This window comes from Marinobacter salicampi, from assembly GCF_011074795.1.
GTDB lineage: Bacteria > Pseudomonadota > Gammaproteobacteria > Pseudomonadales > Oleiphilaceae > Marinobacter > Marinobacter salicampi.
On the sequence record NZ_JAAMPF010000007.1, the window covers coordinates 41,141 to 48,668 of the forward strand.

The window sequence follows — 7,528 nt, forward strand, 5'->3', positions numbered from 1 at the left end:
TGGTGGCGGACCCATAACACGACAGCTATAATGGCTGTTTAACTTTTTTCTCTTTATTAGCGAGTCCACAGGGTGTCTATGTCAGGCAATTCGCAAAAATCACGTTTGAAAGACCTCATTGCCCGAGGCAAAGAACAAGGTTACCTGACTTACGCCGAGGTAAATGACCACCTCCCGGAAGACATAGCCGATCCGGACCAGGTGGAAGACATCATCCGGATGATCAACGACATGGGCATTCAGGTCACTGAAGTTGCGCCTGATGCCGACACACTGCTGATGACCGATGGCGACTCCACTGCTGACGAGGCCGCCGCGGCGGAAGCAGCAGCGGCTCTGGCTGCCGTTGAGTCTGATGCCGGGCGTACAACCGACCCGGTGCGCATGTATATGCGTGAGATGGGCACCGTCGAACTGCTGACCCGTGAAGGCGAGATCGTTATTGCCAAGCGGATCGAAGAAGGCGTGCGCGACGTGATGGCGGCAATCGCCCACTTTCCCGGCACTGCTGGCACGGTCATCCAGGCATACGAGCGCATCATCGAGAACGAAGGCCGCATCAGCGACATCGTAACCGGCTTTCTGGACCCGGATGATGCCGAGCCGTTCATGGGCGAAGAGGTTCCGGCAGATACCAGCGCCGACACCAGCTCTGACGATGACGACGATGGCGAAGAGGAAGAAACCGAAAGCGGCCCGGATCCCGAAGAGACCCGCCTGCGCTTCGAGCTGCTGAAGGAAAAACTGGACGCCGCCAATACTGCCCTGGAGAAGCATGGCCGTAGTCACAAGGCAACCCAGGAAGCCCTGAACGAACTGGGCCAGGTATTCGCGCCGTTCAAGCTTGGCAACAAGGCCTTTGATGAGCTGGTTAACGTTATCCGTTCCACCAACGAGCTGGTTCGTGAGAACGAACGTACCGTGATGCGCATCTGTGTCCGCGAAAGCAAGATGCCCCGCAAGGATTTCATCAAGTCCTTCCCCGGCAACGAGACCAATCTCGACTGGGCCCCCAAGATCGCCAAGAGCAAGAAACCCTATGCCGCGGCGATCAGTGAGCGGCTGGATGAAATCGTCCGGATGCAGAAGCGGATTGCTAACATCCAGACCGAAGTCGACCTGGACATTCCTGACATCAAGGAAATCAACCGTCGCGTCTCCATCGGCGAAGCCAAGGCCCGCCGGGCCAAGAAAGAGATGGTCGAGGCCAACCTGCGCCTGGTTATTTCCATCGCCAAGAAATACACCAACCGTGGCCTGCAGTTCCTGGACCTGATCCAGGAAGGCAACATCGGCCTTATGAAGGCCGTGGACAAGTTTGAATACCGTCGTGGCTACAAGTTTTCGACCTATGCCACCTGGTGGATACGCCAGGCCATCACCCGCTCCATTGCGGACCAGGCCAGGACCATCCGGATTCCGGTACACATGATCGAGACCATCAACAAGCTGAACCGCATCTCCCGTCAGATGCTTCAGGAGATGGGCCGCGAGCCGACCCCGGAAGAGCTGGGCGAGCGCATGGAAATGCCGGAAGACAAGATCCGCAAGGTGCTGAAGATCGCAAAAGAGCCGATCTCCATGGAAACACCCATAGGTGACGACGAAGACAGCCATCTTGGGGATTTCATTGAAGACATCCAGGCCCTGTCGCCGGTGGATTCCGCCACCGCCGAAGGTCTTCGTGAAGCCACGCGTTCTGTATTGGCCGGCCTCACGGCGAGGGAGTCGAAGGTGCTACGGATGCGGTTCGGCATCGAGATGAACACCGACCACACCCTGGAAGAAGTCGGCAAGCAGTTCGACGTGACCCGCGAGCGGATCCGTCAGATCGAAGCCAAGGCCCTGCGCAAACTGCGCCACCCTTCCCGCTCCGATCACCTGCGCGGCTTTATCGACGATCAGGGTTAACCTACCGGTAGCGGGCGCCTGTACTCATGGGTATAATGGCGCCCGCTGCACTCCTGTACAGCGCTGTTTCGGGCCTATAGCTCAGTTGGTTAGAGCAGGGGACTCATAATCCCTTGGTCGCAAGTTCGAGTCTTGCTGGGCCCACCACTATCTCCCGCCGAACAACTTTCATGGTAGTTAAACCATAAATTGTCCGTTTTGGCCAAGTTATGGTTGACTAGTTAACCAAAAATGTCCGCTTTGAGTGTGTAGGGGCGCTGAGGTCGCAAAGCGAACATTCAGATTAGGGAAAATTTTAAGCTGCGATGGTGGCCGAATTCATGACCCTGCCCCTTGCATGCCAAGGCGTTATAGTAATCAGCTCAGCCCGACTATATGGTGCGCCGCTAGAGTGCCGAAACCCATGTTAGCGGCGCGGCCAGAATGGCCAGACGGCCAACACGCCGGAATTCGCCGAACGTCAGGTCCATGCCGCCTTCGAACAGGATGATGGCAACGCACGTTGACACCTCGAGGGCGGTTAATGGTCGAGCCATTTGGTATCCACGACCGTGGCCCATTTACTGAATATTCCCTTGAGCGGGCTTCCCAGGAAATCGAGATAGGCTTCGCAGCAGGCCTGCAAACGGTTTTCATCCGCAGCTAAGCGTTCAACTTCAACCCGGTCGTTCCAGGCCACATGAAGTCCCCAGTCGGGCTCGTCGACTTTGCAATCCGGCAGTCGGTAATGGAAGGTAGGCCGGGCCTTGATCAACGTGTCATTCGTTGCGGCGCGGACCCGCTCCTCATCCAGGAACATGAAAAGTGGCAACATGTCGAGCGCACGGTTGCGGGTTGGATTGTCGGCGAGAGAAATCGACGTCGGCACGCACTAACAGCCAGTCGTAAAGACACATAAATGCTTTGAGGCAAGCGGTGATCATTCTAGCCTCGTGGCTCGGTAATTCAGGATTGAATTGCATGCCGAAGGCATTAAAAATGCTTTGCGAGGTACCCTTTGCGCCGGTTTCACGTAGATAGCTGATCAGCGCTTCAACCTCAGACTTGCTTACGCGCTTCCAGCATCAGTGTTGTGCGCTGATCGCAAATGCCCTCGCGTCTAACGAAATCAGGAGCTATTTCACTGGGTGATTGCTTCGACGTTCGCCTAAACGGGTTTTTATTTTCCAGTAAGCGAATCCGAGCAAGCCGAATAGAAATAGCAAGAAAACCACATTAAAGATCGGGAACGGCTCGGATCTTGTGCTGGTTTTTTCTATGCTGACTAGATTGGGAAAGGCTGAAATCAGCCGGATACGCCAGCCATAGTATTGAATCAGGGCAAGCTGGTTGCTGTCTTTACTCAACTGCTGGGCCTTTGCCTGGACATCCGCCGAATCGAATTTAAAATACCAGGGAAATCCGAACCCGGTATCAGCATTGCGAAATACGCTTACATCAACAGAGTTATCGGGTTCGCCCGCGTTGATGAAGTACACATCACGGGTAGGACCATCAGCGACGTTATCTGAATTGATCACACCTTGAGCATCCATGCGCTTTACTTCCACCCCGTTAATCACGACCACAGCATGTTTAGGCAAGAAGTAATGTAACGTTGCTCCAATCCCCAGCAGTACCACCACCAGAAAACCTATCCCGATTGCTTTTAATTTCTTCATTAAAAAAGGCTCTTCACAGGCAAGCTCAGTCTCTGCTTACGCAGCATAAGACACTAACAATCGGCCCATCCTGGCGCCGATTGTTAGCAATCTAGGTTTCTCGGGAAACTTATTTGAAGCGAGAGGTAGCAGAACTGAACGCGCTGCTTACCGAATCCCAGGCGCTATCAACGCCAGCTTTAAGATCTTCCCAGGCATCGTCGCCAGCTTCACTCATTTCGTCGAGTTTCTTGCTAACGTCGTTTTTCATCGATTTCAGTTCATCGATCTGCTTGTAGTATTCCTGCTGGGCATCCGCTTCTTTGGTATCGGCTTTGGCTTTCAGCTTATCAATCTCCGCATTCCACTCGTCGAGCTTGGCCTGAAGTTTTTTTACGTATGTATCTTTCATGCTCATTATCTTAACCCTGTAAGCGCACACTCTAGTAGGTGCAGTGACTCTGCATCATCATCTATCCATGGCAAGCCACTGGCTGAATTGAATTTACTCCCGGCCCCCAGACTAATCAACGTTTATTACAGCTCAGCCAGAGGCACCTCGGAAACTACTCATCAGCCACCTTTTTGAGCCATTCCACGCCAAAGCGCACACCAAAACCCTGCAAGTCTGTCGGTATCTGCGCGAGCCCACCCGGATGAGTGCCGGAAGAGGCCATGTCTACGTGCACCCAACCGATTTCTTTGTCCACAAAACGGCCAAGCAACCGTGCTGCATAGATATGATCACCGGGGCCTTTGGTTCTGCATTGCAGGGTATCGGCCACTTTCGACTCGAGATCTTCATCGTAATCATCCTCGTAAGGGAAGGGCCAGACCCTTTCACCGCAACGTTCGCCCGCCTGGATTAGTGGCTCGACCCATTCCCGGCGATTGGTTACCACACCAGCCATCCTTTGCCCCAGTGCGGCTCCAACGGTGCCCGTGAGCGTTGCATAATCAACGATTACGCGCGGTTTTCCACGGGACACCAGCCCGAGAGTATCCGATAGAACCATTCGGCCTTCAGCATCGGTATTGATGAGCTCGATCGTAGTACCGTCCATGGCAGTAATAACATCGTTACATTTCACTGCGCGCGAACCGATATGGTTCTCCGCCAGTGCCAGCCAGCAATCCACCGGCTGATCAAAGTTCATACGAGTTACGGCGAGGAAAGCACCCAGCGCCACGGCACTGCCCTGCATATCGCCATGCATGCCCAGCATACTGCCGCCCACTTTCAGGTTGCTGCCACCGGTGTCGAAACAGATACCTTTACCGACCAGTGCGAGCGGTTTGCCCTCAGCCCCCGGCGGGCGGTATTGAAGATGCAGTATGCCTGCGTCCCTGACCGGGCTGGCCTCAACAACGGAAAGAAAGGCGCCGGCGCCCAGCTCCTCCAGTTTATCCCGGTCATAGAACTCCGATTTCCAGCCTTCCTGGCGGGCTAGGGATTCGGCGAAATCACGGTAAATGCCCGGAGTCAGGTAATTGCCCGGCAAATGGGTTAACCAGCGAGCCAGGTTATTGCCTTCAGCCGTTGCTTCAGCGTATCCAAAATCAGCGTTACCAAGGCCCCCGAAATAGCTCATGGCTTTGAGGCTATTTGGCTCGGAGGCTTTGCCCGTAATTTTCGGCAACTGGAAAAGCGCTGCATGGGCCGCTGCCAGGAGGGCCTCAGCCATCGCACCTGCGGCCACCTCATCATCAAGCAGGCAAAGGACGTTTATTTCCTCCACCCGGTCAGCAATCAGAGGCCCGATAGCCTTGCGCGCCAGAGTCAGTGCCTTGAATGTCTGAAGTTGATCCGCCACGAACACAACCGCCGCTCTCTCACCTCCGGGCATGGAGAGAACCACCGGGTTGGCCGTTTTCGGATGGGCTGAAAGACGCTCTCCCAGAGCGTCGGACCAGGGCGTATTATCGATCACTTTCCGATCCGCATCAGGCACAAGGAGGACCACGCCGGATCCGGGCTTGAAGTCCCAGGCAGCGGGAATCGGTTGGTCTTTCTGGATCGACAATGGCGATAATCCGGGGAATTCTGGCTTCATTTTTGAAGCTCCTTTGGGGGCTGAAAATATAGGTATAACTATAGTTGGTTTTCCGGTGCAGACAGGTCTATAAATCAGCTTTCATTACAAGAATTTTGCTGCATGTCGCAGCAGGAAAGGAGCTCTCTCAAGATATGAAGGCATTCACTAATCCGGTTGGTTCCGGCACCCTTTGGTTTCATAACCTTACTACCGCCGAAGGCACTCCCGTTGCCTACGACCCACAAGCGCGGGCTTTCGTGCCCATGCCTCCGTTCTGTGCGAATCGCGAGGTCATTGGCTGCAACTGGATCGCGCCTGAGGAAGGCGCCTTCTGCCGATCCTGTGCCATGACGGCACTGGCACCGGCCCCGGAAATTCCCAATGCCATTCCCAATTGGGCAGAAACAGAAGCAGCAAAGCGTTGGGTAATCGATAACCTGGGCCGCTGGCACTGGTTCAGGCCGGAAGATCCGGGAACCAGACCGGTTTTCCATATGCTCGCTGACGGTCACACGATTGCTGGCATGGGACATGGCGACGGCGTGGTCACCATCAGCGTTTCCGAGGCCGATCCCGTTGTCAGGGTCACTCGCAGGGAAGCCCTGGACGAGCCTTACCGAACCATGATCGGGCATATGCGCCATGAGATTGCTCACATGCTCTGGTGGCGGCTGAGTTTGCGTGAGGACTTTTTAACCGCTTTCCGCGAGATGTTTGGAGATGAACGTGCCGACTATCAGGCTGCCCTCAAGAAGCATTACGATCAGGGTCCGTCCCAGGACTGGGAGCTGTTTTACCTGACGTCATACGCCTCTGCGCATCCCCATGAGGATTTTGCAGAGACAGCGGCACACCTTCTGCATCTGACCGACATTACGGACAGCTTCGTAGCAACTGGCCTGACTTCGCCTGAAATGCCAAGCCACAACTGGGATCCGTACTCAGAGCCGGACACGGCCAAGTTGGTTCATGTAGCCGCGACGCTCGCCACACGAATCAATCATGTGAACCGCTCCATGGGCCTGGCAGATATCTATCCGTTCGTACTCTCGGAAGCCGCCCACCGTAAACTTGCCTTTGTACATGACTGGTTACGCCGCGGGGCCCAAGGGCTTTGAGTAGACGATAAGTGAAAGACCTTAGGTACAATCCACCTTCGAATTTAGTTTGCAAATGCAATAGTTGCACATATATTTCGAGCGAAGGCCGGGATCGTGATTAGCCAAGAAAAATGTCAACGTTTCCGATGCCTTATTGCAAATAAAAAGGAGTTATAACATGGCGATTACACCTGAATCAGAAATGTCGCCGGAAGTGCTGGCCTGGCGCGACCCGGAAATGCCCTCAGTCAAGGGCACCGAAAAGTCGAAAGACCCAAACAAGGGCTACATCGCCCTGCTCGGCTGGAGCGTTAACGCCATCAAGGCGGCACAGAACTTTGACCGTCGCTACATTGTCGTTGCGCCTGAGTGGGCCACGGATTTCTGTAAAGCGAACAACATCCCTTTCATAGCATGGGATTTTATTCGCCTTAATGATCGCTCCATGGAGATCGCCACAAGGCTGAAAGAAGAAGGCGTGGATGTTGCCATCCCGCTGTTTGAAGAAACCGTTGAGTGGTCCGGTGCGATTAACTCTGTGCTGATGGACAGCCCGCGCATGTACGGACAGTCCATTCTGTTCCGCGACAAGGCCTTGATGAAGCGCCGCGCCCAGCTTGGCGGCATCCGCGTGGGCATCTTCGAGGAAGCTCACGAAAAAGAAGACATCGTCCGCTTCATGAAGCGCGTCAACCAGACCCTGCTCAAACTCGACGGCGACCCGGATGACCCGATTCACGTCAAGGCATTCGACAAGGCGGGCTGCCTGGGCCACCGTATGATCCGTACGCTGGAAGAAATTGACCAGATACCGAACGAGGAATATCCACTGCTGATGGAA

General features: G+C 54.6%; 6 protein-coding genes, 1 tRNA gene and 2 pseudogenes. 4 read left to right on the top strand and 5 right to left on the bottom strand.

The genetic code is table 11. From position 1 onward, the window contains the following. The first annotated feature begins 78 nt into the window (after nucleotides 1–78). Both rpoD and G7W63_RS02650 read left to right on the top strand, forming a co-directional pair. The gene (rpoD, locus tag G7W63_RS02645; RefSeq protein ID WP_166252770.1) at nucleotides 79–1,911 is read left to right on the top strand and encodes an RNA polymerase sigma factor RpoD; all 1,833 of its coding nucleotides are present in this window, start codon (nucleotides 79–81) and stop codon (nucleotides 1,909–1,911) included. Nucleotides 1,912–1,981: 70 nt separating this feature from the next. Then, nucleotides 1,982–2,058 (top strand) — tRNA-Ile (locus G7W63_RS02650). 239 nt (nucleotides 2,059–2,297) lie between these two features. On the opposite strand, the gene G7W63_RS02655 is transcribed toward G7W63_RS02650, so the two are convergent. The 5 genes and pseudogenes from G7W63_RS02655 to G7W63_RS02675 form a co-directional block, all read right to left on the bottom strand. After that, nucleotides 2,298–2,447 (bottom strand): hypothetical protein, encoded by a 150-nt coding sequence (locus G7W63_RS02655; protein WP_166252773.1) that lies wholly within the window; start codon nucleotides 2,445–2,447, stop codon nucleotides 2,298–2,300. Continuing rightward, nucleotides 2,432–2,939, bottom strand: a pseudogene (locus G7W63_RS02660) (amidoligase family protein). The gene G7W63_RS02655 and the pseudogene G7W63_RS02660 overlap by 16 nt, the downstream one beginning before the upstream one ends. Nucleotides 2,940–3,026: 87 nt before the next feature. Beyond that, a complete protein-coding gene (locus G7W63_RS02665; RefSeq protein ID WP_166252776.1) occupies nucleotides 3,027–3,572 on the bottom strand; it encodes a DUF1523 family protein in 546 nt (181 codons plus the stop codon). A 109-nt stretch (nucleotides 3,573–3,681) separates the two neighbouring features. Further along, a complete protein-coding gene (locus G7W63_RS02670) occupies nucleotides 3,682–3,963 on the bottom strand; it encodes a sll1863 family stress response protein (protein ID WP_242634284.1) in 282 nt (93 codons plus the stop codon). A gap of 154 nt (nucleotides 3,964–4,117) precedes the next feature. Further along, nucleotides 4,118–5,605, bottom strand: coding sequence for a M17 family metallopeptidase (locus G7W63_RS02675; protein WP_166252781.1), 1,488 nt, complete (start codon nucleotides 5,603–5,605; stop codon nucleotides 4,118–4,120). A 134-nt stretch (nucleotides 5,606–5,739) separates the two neighbouring features. Here G7W63_RS02675 and G7W63_RS02680 point away from each other — a divergent pair, with 134 nt between their 5' ends. After that, a complete protein-coding gene (locus tag G7W63_RS02680) occupies nucleotides 5,740–6,705 on the top strand; it encodes a zinc-binding metallopeptidase family protein (RefSeq protein WP_166252784.1) in 966 nt (321 codons plus the stop codon). 160 nt (nucleotides 6,706–6,865) lie between these two features. Next, nucleotides 6,866–7,528: pseudogene (locus tag G7W63_RS02685) on the top strand (carboxylate--amine ligase); the annotation flags it as partial.

Excerpts from the sequence above, each read along its gene's own strand:
- G7W63_RS02680 (WP_166252784.1), top strand. The coding sequence starts at position 5,740 with ATGAAGGCATTCACTAATCCGGTTGGTTCCGGCACCCTTTGGTTTCAT.
- G7W63_RS02665 (WP_166252776.1), bottom strand. The coding sequence starts at position 3,572 with ATGAAGAAATTAAAAGCAATCGGGATAGGTTTTCTGGTGGTGGTACTG.
- G7W63_RS02655 (WP_166252773.1), bottom strand. The coding sequence starts at position 2,447 with ATGGCTCGACCATTAACCGCCCTCGAGGTGTCAACGTGCGTTGCCATC.
- rpoD (WP_166252770.1), top strand. The coding sequence starts at position 79 with ATGTCAGGCAATTCGCAAAAATCACGTTTGAAAGACCTCATTGCCCGA.
- G7W63_RS02675 (WP_166252781.1), bottom strand. The coding sequence starts at position 5,605 with ATGAAGCCAGAATTCCCCGGATTATCGCCATTGTCGATCCAGAAAGAC.
- G7W63_RS02670 (WP_242634284.1), bottom strand. The coding sequence starts at position 3,963 with ATGAAAGATACATACGTAAAAAAACTTCAGGCCAAGCTCGACGAGTGG.